Genomic DNA, 16,610 nt, shown 5'->3' on the forward strand with positions numbered 1-16,610 from the left:
TTAAAACGAAAGGAGACCCCGCCGCCGCCAAAGCGTCTCGCAGAAAGTCTCCCACAGTTCAATTATTCGAGGAAATCCTTGAGTCGTTTGCTGCGACTCGGGTGGCGCAATTTACGAAGAGCTTTGGCTTCGATCTGACGAATACGCTCACGCGTAACACCAAATACTTTGCCCACTTCTTCGAGAGTTCTTGTACGTCCATCATCCAGACCAAAACGCAAACGAAGAACATTTTCTTCACGCTCTGTCAATGTGTCCAGAACATCTTCGAGTTGTTCTTTCAAGAGTTCGTAGGCAGCAGCATCGGCTGGAGCGAGTGCTTCCTGGTCCTCAATGAAATCACCCAGATGAGAATCGTCCTCTTCACCAATCGGTGTTTCCAGGGAAACCGGTTCCTGCGCAATCTTTGTAATTTCACGAACCTTTTCTACACTCAAGTCCATCTCCGCAGCGATCTCTTCAGGAGTCGGTTCGCGTCCAAGTTCCTGCAGCAGCTGACGGGATACCCGAATCAGCTTATTAATCGTCTCCACCATGTGTACAGGAATACGAATTGTACGTGCCTGGTCAGCAATTGCACGTGTAATCGCCTGACGAATCCACCATGTTGCATACGTACTGAACTTGTAACCCTTTTTATGGTCAAATTTCTCTACCGCTTTGATCAGACCCATATTACCTTCCTGAATCAAATCAAGGAACAGCATGCCACGTCCTACATAACGCTTGGCAATACTTACAACGAGACGAAGGTTAGCTTCAGCAAGGCGACGCTTGGCTTCCTCATCCCCGTTCTCAATTCGTTTGGCAAGCTGTACTTCATCATCAGCAGACAACAAAGGCACGCGTCCAATTTCCTTGAGGTACATCCGCACAGGGTCGTTAATTTTGATGCCAGGCGGCAGGCTCAGATCATCATCAAAATGGAACTCATCGTCCCCATCTCTTCCTCCGTTTTCGGAATCATCGTTTGGACGAAGGGTAACCTCTTCATCATTTTCGTTAACCACATCAATTCCAAGGTCACTGAGCTGCTCGTAGAACTCATCCATCTGCTCTGCATCCTGCTCGAACGGAGAGAGTTTTTCAATAATTTCCTTGTAGTTCAGTGAAGCTCTTTTCTTACCTGATTCAATCAATTGATCTTTAACCTGATCCAGTGTTAATTCTGTTTCTAGTTCAGTATGCTGATCATTCGCCATAACTCGACTCCCTCCTCCCTAGAAACATCCGTGTAATCTAGATGTTCACTGTCTCTCTAGGGCAATCATCTCAAGTGCAATTTGTGCCGCGCGTACAGAATCACCTGCCCGCTCTGCAGCAATCATTTCTTCTTTCTTCAGATCGTACTCTTTTTTGCGCGGATACTTCAGAACTTCCCTGATACAATCATCAAGCACTTGAACACTCCATTCACCTGGACCATCCATCATCGAGATTGAGCTGACCGTCTTTTCCAGACGATCATCATGCAGAGAAGACATAAAACGGCTTGTATCCGGCGGTTTGCCTTGCGCGTAATAGGCATATAGATAAGCAGCAATAGCTGCATGATCATCCAAGTTAAAGGCTTCTCCAAGATGCTCATTGACATACTGGGCTGCTTCATCATCCTGGAGCATCCAGGCGATCAGCTTGCGCTCAGCAGCATGGTAAGCCGGCAACAGATTGGGTGTAGGCACATGCCTATTTTGTTGCCTACCATTATTCCACCTTTTCGTGTTATTATCCCCATAATCCTCGTTATTTTTCATTGCTTCCCGTTCCTCGTTACATTCTTGCTTCAATGTCTCGAAGGATACATCAACTTCAGCCGCAAGTTCACGAAGATATACTTCACGCTCCGTCGGTGAAGACAGAGGAGCAATCAGTTTTACTGCTTCTTTGGAATAAGCGATCTGACCGCCGCCTTCTAGCAGTATATGGTTTTTTTTAAGGTTTATAAGCTTAAATTTTGTAGTTGTTACGGCACCGTCCACAATCTGGTTACGGAATCGTTCACCGCCGTGCTTTCGAATAAAATCATCCGGATCAAGTCCCTCAGGAATGAGCGCGATTTTCACCTGTAATCCGGCTTCCTCCAAGATGGGAAAGTTCTTCATGGCAGCGGCCTGTCCAGCCCGGTCGCCATCATAACACAGAATGACCTCATCACACATGCCTTTGATCATCAAAGCCTGATTTTCCGTAAGCGCCGTTCCCATAGCAGCGACACCATTCTGAACGTCCTGATCCCATGCAGAGATCACATCACCATAACCTTCAAACAAAATAACTTGTCTCTGTTTGCGTATTGCATTTTTGGCCTGGTGCAGATTGTAGAGAACACGACCTTTGTTGAACAACCGGGTTTCCGGGGAGTTCAGATATTTAGGCTGGCCTTCTCCCAATATACGGCCCGCAAATGCAATCGGCTTACCGCTCCTGCCATGGATGGGGAACATGATTCGGTCTCTGAACTTGTCCACATATCCGTGACCTTCACTTCGCTCTGAAAGAAGTCCGCCCCGCTCCATCTCTTCCAGCGGATATTCTCGCTTCTCCAGAAACTGTACCAGCGTGTCCCAACGATTGGGTGCATATCCAATCTGGAACTGATCAATCAATTTGTCACCAATACCGCGTGAGCGTAAATATTCCATGGCCGCCTTGCCATGCTCTGTATTTTTCAATAGAAAATGATACAGCTTCGCGGTCAGCTCATAAGCCTCCAGCAGACGTGCCGTCTCCGGATTCACATGAGCTGCTTCACGTCCCTGCCAGTCACCCATGGAGATGTGACTTTCTTCTGCCATCGTTTTGACAGCCTCGGGAAAGGATAATCCTTCGATTTCCATCCTGAATTTGATGGCGTTTCCGCCCGTGCCGCATCCGTAGCAATAGAAAATCTGTTTCTCGGGTGTAACAGTGAACGAAGGCGTCTTCTCGGAATGAAAAGGGCAGAGGCCTTTCATATACTTCCCCTGCTTGGTCAGATGTACAAATCGGCTTACCGTATCGACGATATCATGTTGCTGCAATACCGATTCAATAATACTTTCGGGTATACCGCCTTGTCCGTTACTCATCTCGGCCACCTTCATCTCTTCTAACACGTAAATATAATTCGATAAACTTACACATTCTCCTGCAAATCTTTCAAAAGTTTTGTCAGTTTATGTTGAAAAATTTCTCGATCCTGCTCTGTGAAGGGCTTTGGCCCCTTCCCATAATGACCTCGGCGTCTGGCTTTGGCCGCAGTATGGCGAGAATCAAGCATAAAATCAATATCCCGGTCATTAAATTCACGACCTCTAAACGACAGAACATAACAACGTTTACCAAGTGCAAGCGCTGCAAGTCCATAATCCTGGGTTATGACCACATCGTATGGCTTGATGTGATTTGCAATATACAGGTCTGCACTTTGATCACTGCGATCCACCTGCACGGTTCGTACGCCTTCTCCTCCTTGCAGCAAATGATCAAAGGAAGATACCATCAGCACAGGAATATTAAAAAGACGTGCGGTGCTGACAATCTCGGTCTTGACCGGGCACGCATCTCCATCCACAACGATGTGACGTATATTCAATTCACTCAAACCCAAACCACCCGGTTTCATAAAATAACTGCATAATGGTAATATACGACCTTTGCCATTCAAATTCCTTCTGCGTCCAATGGAGAAAAACAAAGTCTAAAATACGGAGCGGTTGTTTTAAGGCAAATTCTACAATCCGCTCCGTATATTTATACCCTCATGTATCCTTCTTTAATACTGATCATGTACAGCTGTCGTACTTTGTAACGTGAATTGCAGTTACAGCACAATTTAGCCTACCAATTTGGAGAAGTCTGCAAAACCTTTCAAATCCTGATCAATGGCAGCAAGCAGTGCAAGGCGATTCGCACGAATCGCTTCATCTTCAGCCATAACCATGACAGAATCGAAGAATACCGTAATCGCAGCCTTCCAAGCGGAAGCGGTAGCTAATGCTTCTTCAGCATTGTGCTTAGCGAGTGCATCACGATAAGCTGCATTCGTTTGATTCCAGGCATCAAACAGTTGACGCTCTCCATCTTCTGTAAACAGTTCAGGATGTACAGAAGCGTTGGATGCTTTGGCCGCCAGGTTTCCGACACGATTGAAGGACTCCACCGTTGTTTTGAACTCTTCTCCTGACAACACAGCTTTCATCAATGCCTCACCTTTAGGAACGATCGCACTGATATCGTCGAATCCGGAAGCAATGACCGCATCCACGACGTCATATCGTACCGTTTCGGACAGCAATTTTTTCACACGTAATGCGAAGAAGTCCTGCAGGTCTTTACGGACCTCTGCGTCAGCACGTTTCAACAGATTCATCTGAGCATGTACTTCAAGCGCAGCCCCAAATACATCGGACAAGGTCAGCGGAAGCTGATGATCCAGCAGTATTTGTACAATGCCCGCTGCCTGACGGCGCAGTGCATAAGGGTCCTGGGATCCTGTAGGGATAATATTAATAGAGAAGCAGCCTACAATCGTATCGATTTTATCTGCTGCACTAACGATGGCTCCAACAAGAGATGCAGGAGACTGGTCTCCGGCGAAGCGTGGCTGGTAGTGTTCAAATACCGCCTTGGCAACCTCTTCTTTTTCACCAGCTTTGCGGGCATAATCTTCACCCATTACACCTTGCAGTTCAGGGAATTCCCCAACCATCAGCGTCACAAGGTCAAATTTGCAAATATCTGCGGACCGGCTAACCGCCTGAGCTGTATCTGCCGATACCTGCAGCTTTGCAGCAAGACTATCAGCAATTTTACGAATGCGGCGTACTTTGTCCCCGACGGTACCGAGTTCTTCCTGGAACACGATGCTTTCGAGCTTGGACAATGCGTCCTTAATCTCCAGCTTCTGATCTTCCTCGTAGAAGAACTTCGCATCGGACAGACGGGCGCGCAGCACCTTTTCGTTTCCTTTTGCGATGACATCCAGTGAATCACTGCCCCCGTTCCGAACCGTAACAAAGTACGGCAGCAGCTGACCTTCCTGATTCAGTACCGGGAAATAACGCTGGTGCTCACGCATTGATGTAATCAGCACTTCCTGTGGAATGTTCAGGAAAGAGGAATCAAATGTGCCAAACAGTACCGTTGGCGTCTCAACCAGGAAAAGCACCTCTTCCAGCAAATCTTCCTTGATGGCGATATTCCAGCTTTTCTCGGCAGCCAGTGCTTCAATCTGGGACACAATCATCTGTTCACGTTCCTGAATATCTGCAATAACATGCTGGGTACGCAATACTTCCACATAAGCGGAAGGCTCGGTCACGACAGCTTCACTGCCCAGAAAGCGATGTCCGCGCGTAACGTTGCCTGATTTGACCCCCGTTACTTCAAGTTCAATTACTTCGGTTCCAAACAGCGCTACAATCCAGCGGATTGGACGAACAAATTTGAAGTCATAGGACGCCCAGCGCATAAATTTCGGAAAAGTCATCGCATGCAGAACGGAAAGCAGTCCTTCGCCAATCACTGAAGCCGTATCTACGCCTTTGCTGCTTTTGGTTGCATAAATGTATTCGACACCATTCAGCTCTCTGAATATGAACTGATCCGGTTCCACACCTTGACTGCGCGCGAATCCGAGCGCTGCCTTACTCCAGCTGCCGCTGTCATCCAGCGCAATTTTGCGAGAAGGACCTTTAACTTCTTCCTCCACATCCTCCTGTTTCTCTGCAACATTCTGGATCAGAACTGCAAGACGACGAGGTGTAGCATAGGCCTTAACTTCACCATAAGCAATACGGGATGCATCAAGCCATTTCACGATGCGTTCTTCAAGCTGTGCGATGGCTGCACGCATGAAACGTGCAGGCACTTCTTCCAAACCAATTTCAAACAGCAGATCTTTAGACATTCTCGGCTCCCCCTTTCTTGATCAGCGGGAAGCCCAGCTTCTCGCGCTCTTCCACATATGTCGCTGCCACTTGACGAGCAAGGTTACGAACACGTGTAATATATCCTGTACGTTCGGTTACACTGATCGCTCCCCGTGCATCCAGTAGGTTAAAGGTATGTGAGCATTTCAGCACATAATCATAAGCCGGGAATACCAGGTGCTGTGCTATTGCTTTGTTTGCTTCTTCCTCATACATATTAAAAAGAGTGAACAGCATTTTAACGTCAGAAACTTCAAACGTATATTTGGAATGCTCATACTCAGGCTGACGGAACACATCTCCATATGCGATGCCTTCTACCCACTCCAGATCAAATACATTTTCTTTTTCCTGTATGTAAGAAGCAAGTCGCTCCATACCATACGTAATCTCCACAGCAACCGGATTCGTCTCAATTCCACCGACCTGCTGGAAATACGTAAATTGCGTTATCTCCATACCATCCAGCCATACTTCCCAGCCCAGTCCTGCGCAGCCAAGCGAAGGGTTCTCCCAGTTGTCTTCCACAAACCGAATGTCATGCTTGAGCGGGTCGATACCAAGGCGGTTCAAACTTTCCAGATAAATCTCCTGAATGTTGTCCGGGGAAGGCTTGATAATGACCTGGAACTGGTGATGCTGATAGAGCCTGTTCGGATTTTCTCCATATCGTCCGTCAGATGGACGGCGGGAAGGCTCTACATAAGCCACTTTCCACGGTTCTGGTCCAAGTGAACGCAAAAAGGTCATCGGGTTCATCGTGCCTGCCCCTTTTTCCGTGTCATATGGCTGAACGATAATACAGTTATGCTCGGCCCAGAATTGCTGCAGCGTCAAGATCATCTGCTGAAAATTCATAATCATGCTCCTTTTCGGTTGGTTTGTTAGCAAGCGTAGAAGAAGTCAAGTCCATAATAAACAGCCCTCGCCCTACGCCTGATATACAGACGTAGGGACGAGAGCTGTTCCCGCGGTTCCACCCTACTTGGCCTGAGTCAAACAACACTTATTGTCTGCTCCGGCCCACTTTTCCGTGTCCATTCATGCTCCCGAGTGCCCTGTTCACAAACCGATTCAATCAGGCTTCCACCGTCCCTGACTCGCTTATCACTCTGAATCCAGCTTCCTACTTTCTCGTTCAATGCATGTCTCCAAAAAGAGAATTTATACTTTATAATATATAAAATCAAATATGAAGTCAATACAAATTTTAAGAGTTCTTTACACAAGTCATATCCCGTACTTCTCCATTTGATCCAGAAAAGAACGGGATTTAAGGTGAAGACCAAGCTGATGGTCCATAAAAGCCCGCATGACTTTTTTAATTTCATTACGGGTTGACTCACTCACTGATATATTTCCCAAACGCTGCAGGTCCAGCTGCCCAAACAAACGCAGCAGCTTTAACGTTTTTGAGCTGACAGCCATTGCCGGCGGATCAAAATGTTTGCATGCTCTGCACAGAACACCGCCGAGTCTGGGACTAATAAAAAGCTGCTCATCGGGCCGTTCATGGTTGCAGGAAATACATTCAAGCAGCTGCGGACCGTAACCAGCTGCCTGTAATATTTTCATCTCATACAAACTAATGATAATGGCAGGGTCCTTATCTTCCTTCAAGGCCTGCAGACAAGCTTTCAATTGTTTGAACCAGAACGCACCGGTCTCTTCATCCTGAAGCACCCGATCCAGCAGCTCACATGCATAGGAAGCATAAGCTGCCTTCACCAGATCCTCTCGCAGCTCATGATTGGATTCAATAATCTCGCCTGCATTCAGTGTGCCGAGACCTGTATTACGAAAATAAACATATTGACCATACGTAAACGGCTGCACCAGTGCAGCATGCCGACTTTTTGGCTTTTTCGCACCCCGGACGAGAACTCCTGCTTTTCCGCCACTTTCGGTACAAAGCGTAACAATTTTATTACCCTCGCCGTAGTCCATGCTGCGGATGACAATGCCTTCCACCCTGTATAGCATGCCTCGTCACCTAACCATTCCTGAATCAGCCTATCAAGCTTCAGCTTCTTCGTCTTCATTCACTTCCCTTGCAGTATCCGACTCCTGACCTGACGAGTTACACGTCTCGGTATATAACAAATAGGATTCAACATCCCCTGTCATCGCAAATACCTTCCATGAAAAATCCCGCATCGGAAATTCATCCTCTCTTCGGAAATGACGTCTGGTTCTACCCGATAGGATGGAGCCTTGCAAGGGAAACTATGTGTTGCAATTAATGGATATGAAAATCACGATCGTAGTCTCACGATTTCATACAGTTATTCACGTCCAAAACCAAGATCCCGCAGCACACGGTCCTGATTTCTCCAGTCTTTTTTCACTTTGACCCACAAATCCATAAAGATTCTGGAGCCAAGCAGATTTTGGATATCCTGACGCGCCCGCTTGCCTACTTCTTTTAACAAAGCTCCTTGCTTGCCGATGATGATGCCTTTCTGTGAATCACGTTCAACGAAAATAACGGCGGATATATAAACCACGCCATTATCCTGTACTTTCATGTCTTCGATCGTTACGGCGATAGAGTGAGGAACTTCCTCACGAGTCATTTGCAAAATTTTCTCACGAATCAATTCTGCGCATACAAACTGCTCAGGGTGATCCGTTACCTGATCGTCCGGATAATACTGCGGCCCTTCAGGCAAATACTTGCCGATCTGCTCAAGCAATGTGCTCACATTGCTGCCCAGCATCGCCGACACAGGCACGATTTCTGCAAAATCATGTAGCTTGCGATATTCTTCAATCAGCGGCAGGAGAGCTTCCGGTGCAATTTTATCGATCTTGTTCATAACGAGAATGACCGGAGTGCGCACACTTTTCAATTGCTCGGCAATGTAACGATCTCCGCCTCCCATGCCTTCTGAAGCATCGATCAGGAACAAAGCCGCCTCTACCTCACCAAGGGTGTTGAGAGCCGTTTCATTCATGTAGTCGCCAAGCTTGGATTGACGTTTGTGAATGCCCGGCGTGTCCAGAAATACAATCTGCTGTTCCTCGGACGTGTATACTCCATGAATTTTGTTGCGTGTGGTTTGCGGCTTGTCCGACATAATTGCGATTTTTTGCCCGATTACCTGATTCATCAAGGTAGACTTGCCTACGTTAGGACGTCCGATGATCGCGACAAATCCGGATTTGAATGCTTGCTTTTTCATATGGTCCTCCTCAGGCGCCTAGGCCTGGAATTTATTTTTTAACATTGTTCAGATCTGAGGGCCCAAAAGCCCATGGCAGCAACTCTGCCACTGTTGTTTCTAACAGGTCACCCTTTAAGTTTCCCAAAATGACTTTCATGTCTGGCTCACACAGCTCATACATGACTTGGCGGCATACCCCGCAAGGGGCAATTGGCCCTTCCGTATCTCCGACAATCGCCATCGCCTTAAAGCTGCGAGGCTTCTGTCCTCCTGCGATGGCACTGAACATCGCGGTACGCTCCGCACAGTTTCCTGGTGTGTACGCGGCATTTTCAATATTGCACCCATGGTGCACATGACCTTCACTATCGAGCAGTGCTGCACCTACCCCAAAATGGGAATATGGCGTGTACGCTTTCGTACGTGCCTTTATTGCTTCTTGCATTAACAAGCCATTGTCCATTTGTTTTTCTCTCCCTTAGGGTGTGTATAAACTGTGAGCTCATTTCGTTAAGCTGATTAGACCGTTTGGATTACACGGGCCACTCCGATGAAAGAACAAGCTTTCGATCGCTGTTATCCTCGGATTTTTCTGCATCACTTTTCCAAAGTGAAAATCCGATGATAAACGCGAGCGCTTCGCTTCTCCAGCTTTTTTCTGTCCTCTCCGTTAGGGTGTAATCTTCAACAGAAATCAGCTTAAAGGCAGATTCACACTTTATTGGTGTGTGTCGTTTAAAAATTCAAAGCTTGAAAACCCTTTTTGGATTACACGGGCCACTCCGATGACAGAACAAGCTTTCGATCGCTGTTATCCCCGAATTTTTCTGCATCACTTTTCCAAAGTGAAAATCCGGTGATAAACGCGAGCGCTCCGCTTCTCCAGCTTTTTTCTGTCCTCTCCGTTAGGGTGTAATCTCAACAGAAATCAGCTTAAAGGCAGATTCACACTTTATTGGTGTGTGTCATTTAAAGATTCAAAGCTTGAAAACCCTTTTTGGATTACACGGGCCACTCCGATGAAAGAACAAGCTTTCGATCGCTGTTATCCTCATAAGAGACCCAGCCAGGTCATCACAGGTTTCAGGAAAACAAAACATCCAATGATGACGGCGAACACCGCAGCCAGCAGTACGGCCCCGGCAGCGGTGTCTTTTGCCGCTTTTGCGAGCGGATGGATATGCGGCTGTGCCAGGTCAACGGCTGCTTCTACCGCTGTATTCATCAATTCCGTAACGATAACCATAAATACGGCTGTCAGTACAAACATCCAATCCGTTCCCGAAATGTTGAAAAAAAATCCGGCTCCACACATCAAAATGGCTACTCCAGTGTGAACTCTAACATTCCGCTGCGTTCGCAAGCCGTATGCAATTCCTTCCAGAGCATTCAGGAATACGAGACCCCAGGAGCGCCTTTTCATTATCGTGTCAACCCGGCTTGAGCAAGGACAGCTTCCTGTTTGCCCATCATTTCCGCTTCGCTGGCTTCATCCTGATGGTCGTAACCGAGGAGGTGCAGGAAACCGTGTACAAATAGAAATCCTAACTCACGCTCAAATGAATGCCCGTACTCCTCACTTTGCAAGACGGTGCGGGGAACGGAAATAATGATATCGCCAAGAACATCAGGCATTTCTTCCATTTCCTCGTCCTCATCAAGCTCATAGATAATATCCAGCTCTTCATCCACGGTTTCATTCATGGCAAAGGACAGCACATCTGTCGGACGGTCGATGCCTCGGTAATCACGGTTCAGCTCGTGAATCTGCTCATCGTTAACAAACGTGAGCGCAACCTCTCCTTCAGTGATTCCTTCTGCTTCACCGGCAATAGCCAGCAGCTGCTCGAGCATTGCGATCATCGGCTCCGTAATTTCTTTATCCTGTTGTTCATTATTCCATGCGAGGTTAAGACTCATTCCTTCATAACTCCTGTCTGCTCGTAATATTGATCAGCCGGCTTCAGGTGATGTCGGCTTCGGTTTCTTGATTTCTTCCGGATATTCGATTCTGGAATGGAAAATACCCATCACCGTTTCCTTCAGCGTTTTGGCGACGATATCCAGCTCACGCATCGTAAGATCACAATCGTTGAACTGATGATCATCGAGACGTCCCTTGATAATTTTTTCAATCATAGACTCTACCTGCTCCACTGTTGGCTTGCGCAGCGAACGAACCGCCGCTTCAACACTATCCGCTATACCCACAATAGCAGATTCCTTGGACTGTGCCTTCGGGCCAGGATAGCGAAAATCCTCTTCCGTGAAGTCCGGTTCAATTCCGGCCTCCTCCGCCTGACGCAATGCCTTATGGTAGAAGTAGTGCAAAAACGTTGTCCCATGATGCTGTTCGGCAATGTCACGAATTGGCTTTGGCAGCTTATAGTCCTTCTGCATCTCTACACCATCCCTTGCATGAGCAACAATAATAGACTTGCTCAGCTTGGGATCAATCGAATCATGCGGATTTTCCATATTGTTCTGATTTTCTATAAAATAGACAGGCCGCTTGGTCTTGCCGATATCATGATAATACGATCCGACACGACATAACAATCCGTTAGCCCCTATCGCTTCAGCTGCTGCCTCGGATAAGTTGCCAACCATAACGCTGTGGTGATACGTGCCTGGTGTCTCCGTAAGCAATTTGCGAAGCAAAGGATGATTGGGATTGGAGAGCTCCACCAGCTTGAGTGCGGACAAGATGCCAAATGACGTTTCAAAAAACGGCATTAATCCGATAACCAGAATTGCTGTAAGCACCCCGCCTGCAAAGGCATACCCAATGCCATATAACGCGGTTGTACGATTCCAGTCACCAGTATCAATCAGAGCCAGTGTAAATACAGCCAATGATCCAAAAAGGCAGACCATAATGGCACCCTTCAAGATGGTCGAGCGCTGACTCGCACGATGGGTAGCAAAGATCGCTACAAACGAAACAACAATGGCAAAGAAGCCAAGCTCAAAGTCGAAAAGCTGCCCCTGATGTGTATTTAGAATGATACTGGACAACAGTCCGATCAGGATGGAGCATACAAAAGCAAGTGTTGTATCCAGCAGCAACGCAATCAGCATGGCTCCCACGGCCACCGGAGCGAGAAAACCGATAAATGGTCGCTCATTTGTCTGAATCACTGCTGTGACATGCATAACTACAATTGTGATCATAAAAATAATAACAAGCATAAGCAGCTGCGCATTATTATATTTGAAATGTGTCCCGCTGCTCTGCTGAATAAACATCAAAATCGCCGCTGACAGCATACACGAGAACAGAAGCAGTCCCAGCTGCGGCCAGTAGTTAACTTCATTTTTCAGTAGATCATTCTCACTAAGCAGTGCATACAATTCGGGGGTAATCATTTCCCCTTTGGCTACCAGCGTATCCCCCTGTTTGATAAACACCGTAGGTGTATTTTCACGTGCCTGAACCTTCGCTTCCTTGGTGCCCTCTTCATCGTAAAAACGGTTGGCGGTAACTACCAGGCGTGTGAGCTCCTGCACCACTTCCCGCTGTGTACGTTTGCTGAGTGAGCTCGCACTGACCATCTCTGCCACTTTGGCACGCGCCGTTGTCGCCTCACTAACCTGATCAGTCATTAATCTGGCGACGATATTTCGCGCAACAGGCTTCATCTCCTGAATGTCATCCGAAGTCAGACGAGAGATTTTGATGTATGTCTCCTCAGGAATACGATAGCTCTGCTCCTGCACCACGTTTCGAATCTCTTCGAGCAGCGTGTCAGAGTATGTACCTGTTTTCCGATTATTATTAATAAAATTAGACACAAAATCCTTTTGACGCTGCGGAATTTCATCTCGGTAGATATCAATTTTGTCCTGACTTGAGATCTGATCATCCTGATTCAAACGATCGATACGGTCAAGCAGCGTGGTCATCAGGTTTTCGTTACGCATCGTCACGATCTGATATATCGGCTGTACTCGTTCGGCTGCTTCTTCCTGAGCCTTGAGTGTAGCCTTGTTATTCGGAATCTGCATTGGCGCAGCAATGTCCACTTCACTGCGTGTCCCTTCCTGAATATCATATCGTTCAGGTAACAGCTTTGAAGATAGACTTATATAAAAGAGAAGCACTAAAAACAAAAAGAGAAGATAGCGTGCCCACACGCTATACTTCCATCCTGTCGCTCTATTCTGAAAAGATTTGCCTTTTGACATTTCTTTCGAGGTCACTTTAGACAATCCCTTTCTATGCTTGATTTTCTGCGGCGTTGTTGTAAGCTACGATAATTTTCTGGACAAGAGAATGCCGGACAACATCCTGCTCAGCGAAATGCACAAATCCGATTTCCTGAACTTCACTCAGAATTGCACTCGCTTCCACCAGTCCTGATTTTTTGCCGCGCGGTAAATCAATCTGGGTTACGTCTCCGGTAATGACCATTTTGGAGCCAAAGCCGAGACGAGTCAAAAACATTTTCATCTGTTCAGGCGTTGTGTTCTGCGCTTCATCCAAAATGATAAAGGAATCATCCAGTGTACGCCCGCGCATATAAGCCAGAGGAGCGATTTCAATCAATCCGCGTTCCAGAGCCTTCGCCGTCTGCTCCTGCCCCATCACATCGTAGAGCGCGTCATACAGCGGTCTCAGGTACGGGTCTACTTTCTCCTGAAGATCCCCCGGAAGGAATCCCAGACTCTCACCCGCTTCAACCGCAGGTCGTGTCAGCACGATGCGTTTCACACTGCCTTCTTTGAGCGCGGCTACAGCCAGTACAACAGCCAGATAGGTTTTGCCCGTTCCGGCAGGTCCGATCCCGAATACGATATCTCTCTTTTTGATCGTTGTGACATAGTGCTTCTGTCCAATCGTTTTTACACGAATCGGCTTCCCGCGGAATGTCGTTGTAATTTCACCCTTGAATAGATCCAGCAGCTGTTCTGCACGCAAATCCTTGGCAAGCTCGATAGCATACAGGACATCTCGTTCAGTTAACACATACCCGTTACGGATCAATTGTAATAAAACATCAAATAATTGTTCAAGTGATTCTACATGCTGCGCAGTACCAAAGATATTAATCTCCGCTTCGCGTGATGCGATCTGGGCAGGAATTTCGTTCTCAATCAGTTTCAGAAAAATATCTTGGGGTCCGAATAGTGCTTGACCCTCTCCCGCACTCTGGAGCGAGATTTGTATGCTGCGTGTTTGCTCTGACAAATATCCTCATTCTCCTTGACTATGGACTAACGGAAGTTCTTCCGCGATGTTCTCTTCCACTTCAAATAATACTTTCATATAAACTTTACCATTCTCTTTCTTCTCATGCAAAATTTTTTCACTTAAAATTTTCGTTCCCTTGCCGTTTTTGGCTAAAATATCGTTTCGCGCCCCCTCCAAACCTTTCGTTTTGGCCCAGGTCACCGTCTGTTCTTCCTGATGAAAGCTTGTTTCCATATCCTTCTCCGTCATCCATCCCATAGGCAGGTTGAAGGAACGCCATGTCAGCGGCTTGTGATAGGTCTCCGTATCATATGACTTGAAGGGTGTATTTCCATAACCCCATAATTGAATAGCCCAATCCCCCAGCACCACATAAAATCGCTCTTTGCTCTCCCCCGTCATCGTTTGATGTTTCTGAAGAAGCGGCACCTGGATATCATACTCCCGCCATACCATTCCACGAACTTCTCCTTTGGCCACAATCGTTTTGGTGTTCTCCTCATCACCGAGAATACCCGAGATCAGCACTTGTCCTTTCTTCACACGCATGTCCTTCTGCACAACAGGTCGTCCCTGTTCTGCATAAATCCGGGTGACTACAGCATCCGATTTACTGATGAGATGTCTGGGGCTCAGCAAAGGCTCACGCTTGGGCTGTGCCGACTCTACCACCTGGATGGTGACACTTGTCCCCTCTTTGGTTACGCCAACCCAGGTTACATCCGGGAGCGCAAGGGCCAGCTGCCTTGAGAGCTTGTCCTGACTTCCCATTCGAAATGACCATTGGAGAGGATAAATGCCTTCCTTTTTAGCTGCGGCCAGCACTTCATCTGTCGGAATTCTCACATTGCCTTTAACCTCCACATTCCAGACCATAGAGGATAATGCAAATAACGCTGCCATAAAAAACACCATGCCCAAGACAAAAAACTTCCTGCGCAGGAGGCGAGCCGCAAAAAAGGGAAAACCGCTGCGATGCGTGATTTTCACCCTGCAGCCTGTCCCTTTTACGATGGGACGCAGTCTGAAAAAATGCGGAAGCAATATGCTCATCTCCGCCTGGCGTCCATCCTGCGCACGTAAATCCCATACACTTAGTCTCTGTTCAGTGATCATGTTGATTAACGTCTCGATATCTCCGCCTGTAACCTTAATCCGCACGGCGCCTCGCAATTTATACAGACTTGGCTGCTTCATTCGTTCCCCTCCACTCCATTCATATGAATATCCAGAATCGTACCTTCTACAGCTACTTCATCCGGCAAAATGTTACGTATAACCAAGGCACTGCCTTTGATCTCCAATTGGCCTTGTGACAGGGCGAGCACGATGCGATTCGGCGTGAAATGAATCACACCCCGATGATTCTCTATATACAGCTGCTTGCTGCCGATCAGGGTTAACCGTGGCATATCATAAAGCACATCCTGCGGCAGATCGAGCACCTCACTGGTCCATCTGCGCAGCTTGCGGCTGATCCGGGTCATTCGAAGGTCTTCCCCCTTCCTCTACAGTTCAACTTATGCGCAAATTCAGGGAATTATGAAGAATCGGTGAGCGGTTAGGTACTTATTTTGCAGAAAAAACAAGCATACGAAAAAAGCCTTCTCCGGGAGCACATTACTCACCAGAAAAGGCTTCGTTTCAACTTTCACTTAAAAGGTTTATCTGAACGTTTACTCTAAAGGCTTCATATCGGCATTCATCGGATCACTCACCACAAACTACAGCTTACCTCTTGTACCGAATGGCTGCTTCGCGCGCGGAGCACCAAGCACCTCTGCCCAAAGCACACCTGTGCGAATATCCTCGGCACGAAGACGCGAGCTGCCTGAATCCGAAGTATCCGTATCTTCTACACTTGAACCCGACACAGCAGGAAGACCTCCTGAGGAAATACGATTCAGTCTATCCTGAATTAGACGTTGCTGCTCTTCCATCTTGCGCATCTGCTCATCCACCGAGCTGCGCATGCTGTCCAGTGACTGTTCACGACTGAAATCATCCCCTTGGCGAGAGGATGCAGCAGGCTCGGAGTAAGGCTGATCATAACGCTCATCATATTGGTCATCATAGCGCTCATCGTCATAGCGTTCATCATACTGTTCCTCATATCGACGGTCATCCGCTCTGGATGGCTGCTGCGGAGGAGCATTGTCTACGCGACGATTGCGGTCTTCACCGCCGCCAAATGTTGGCATTCCGTTACCAGGACGCTTCTGATTCGGATTGGCCGACTTACCCAGCTTGCCCAGGAATGAAAAAAGTACAAAGGCCGCAACGGCTACCACATACAGATTATTAAATATCCATTCGAATAGGCTCATATGCATTCAC

General features: G+C 47.3%; 17 protein-coding genes. All 17 read right to left on the reverse strand.

Annotated elements, in window-relative coordinates:
- Positions 1–62 precede the first annotated feature (62 nt).
- Complete coding sequence (gene rpoD, locus ACQSGY_RS02215) at positions 63–1,202, reverse strand: RNA polymerase sigma factor RpoD (protein ID WP_110897979.1); 1,140 nt, start codon at positions 1,200–1,202, stop codon at positions 63–65.
- 45 nt (positions 1,203–1,247) lie between these two features.
- Positions 1,248–3,068, reverse strand: coding sequence for a DNA primase (gene dnaG / locus ACQSGY_RS02220; protein ID WP_216517180.1), 1,821 nt, complete (start codon positions 3,066–3,068; stop codon positions 1,248–1,250).
- Between the two features lie 47 nt (positions 3,069–3,115).
- Positions 3,116–3,583, reverse strand: coding sequence for a YaiI/YqxD family protein (locus tag ACQSGY_RS02225; protein ID WP_427050499.1), 468 nt, complete (start codon positions 3,581–3,583; stop codon positions 3,116–3,118).
- Positions 3,584–3,814: 231 nt separating this feature from the next.
- On the reverse strand, positions 3,815–5,890 hold the full coding sequence (glyS, locus tag ACQSGY_RS02230) for a glycine--tRNA ligase subunit beta (protein ID WP_427050500.1): 2,076 nt from the start codon (positions 5,888–5,890) through the stop codon (positions 3,815–3,817).
- Positions 5,883–6,770 (reverse strand): glycine--tRNA ligase subunit alpha, encoded by an 888-nt coding sequence (gene glyQ / locus ACQSGY_RS02235; RefSeq protein ID WP_427050501.1) that lies wholly within the window; start codon positions 6,768–6,770, stop codon positions 5,883–5,885. The genes glyS and glyQ overlap by 8 nt, the downstream gene beginning before the upstream one ends.
- 137 nt (positions 6,771–6,907) lie before the next feature.
- On the reverse strand, positions 6,908–7,054 hold the full coding sequence (locus ACQSGY_RS02240; RefSeq protein ID WP_216517174.1) for a hypothetical protein: 147 nt from the start codon (positions 7,052–7,054) through the stop codon (positions 6,908–6,910).
- An 88-nt stretch (positions 7,055–7,142) separates the two neighbouring features.
- Entirely contained in the window at positions 7,143–7,895 is a 753-nt protein-coding gene (gene recO, locus ACQSGY_RS02245; RefSeq protein WP_427050502.1) for a DNA repair protein RecO, read from the reverse strand.
- A 33-nt stretch (positions 7,896–7,928) separates the two neighbouring features.
- Complete coding sequence (locus ACQSGY_RS02250) at positions 7,929–8,069, reverse strand: YqzL family protein (protein WP_110897984.1); 141 nt, start codon at positions 8,067–8,069, stop codon at positions 7,929–7,931.
- 128 nt (positions 8,070–8,197) lie between these two features.
- Positions 8,198–9,097: a GTPase Era gene (era, locus tag ACQSGY_RS02255; protein WP_111271879.1), complete on the reverse strand. Its 900-nt coding sequence runs from the start codon at positions 9,095–9,097 to the stop codon at positions 8,198–8,200.
- Positions 9,098–9,128: 31 nt separating this feature from the next.
- Entirely contained in the window at positions 9,129–9,542 is a 414-nt protein-coding gene (locus tag ACQSGY_RS02260) for a cytidine deaminase (RefSeq protein WP_188591246.1), read from the reverse strand.
- Between the two features lie 588 nt (positions 9,543–10,130).
- A complete protein-coding gene (locus tag ACQSGY_RS02265; protein ID WP_289370816.1) occupies positions 10,131–10,502 on the reverse strand; it encodes a diacylglycerol kinase family protein in 372 nt (123 codons plus the stop codon).
- Positions 10,502–10,999 carry an rRNA maturation RNase YbeY gene (gene ybeY, locus ACQSGY_RS02270; protein WP_427050503.1) on the reverse strand — a complete coding sequence of 166 codons (498 nt, stop codon included), beginning with the start codon at positions 10,997–10,999 and terminating at the stop codon, positions 10,502–10,504. Before ybeY ends, ACQSGY_RS02265 begins: the two co-directional genes overlap by 1 nt.
- 33 nt (positions 11,000–11,032) lie before the next feature.
- A complete protein-coding gene (locus ACQSGY_RS02275; RefSeq protein WP_427050504.1) occupies positions 11,033–13,282 on the reverse strand; it encodes an HD family phosphohydrolase in 2,250 nt (749 codons plus the stop codon).
- 16 nt (positions 13,283–13,298) lie between these two features.
- Complete coding sequence (locus tag ACQSGY_RS02280) at positions 13,299–14,270, reverse strand: PhoH family protein (protein WP_184182278.1); 972 nt, start codon at positions 14,268–14,270, stop codon at positions 13,299–13,301.
- A 6-nt stretch (positions 14,271–14,276) separates the two neighbouring features.
- Entirely contained in the window at positions 14,277–15,470 is a 1,194-nt protein-coding gene (gene yqfD, locus ACQSGY_RS02285; RefSeq protein ID WP_427050505.1) for a sporulation protein YqfD, read from the reverse strand.
- Positions 15,467–15,760, reverse strand: coding sequence for a sporulation protein YqfC (gene yqfC, locus ACQSGY_RS02290; protein ID WP_145404117.1), 294 nt, complete (start codon positions 15,758–15,760; stop codon positions 15,467–15,469). Before yqfC ends, yqfD begins: the two co-directional genes overlap by 4 nt.
- A 237-nt stretch (positions 15,761–15,997) precedes the next feature.
- The gene (locus ACQSGY_RS02295; RefSeq protein WP_427050506.1) at positions 15,998–16,600 is read right to left on the reverse strand and encodes a hypothetical protein; all 603 of its coding nucleotides are present in this window, start codon (positions 16,598–16,600) and stop codon (positions 15,998–16,000) included.
- Between the last annotated feature and the right edge of the window lie 10 nt (positions 16,601–16,610).

The sequence above is a fragment of the Paenibacillus sp. TC-CSREp1 genome, from assembly GCF_050171015.1.
Taxonomy (GTDB): Bacteria; Bacillota; Bacilli; order Paenibacillales; family Paenibacillaceae; genus Paenibacillus; species Paenibacillus silvae.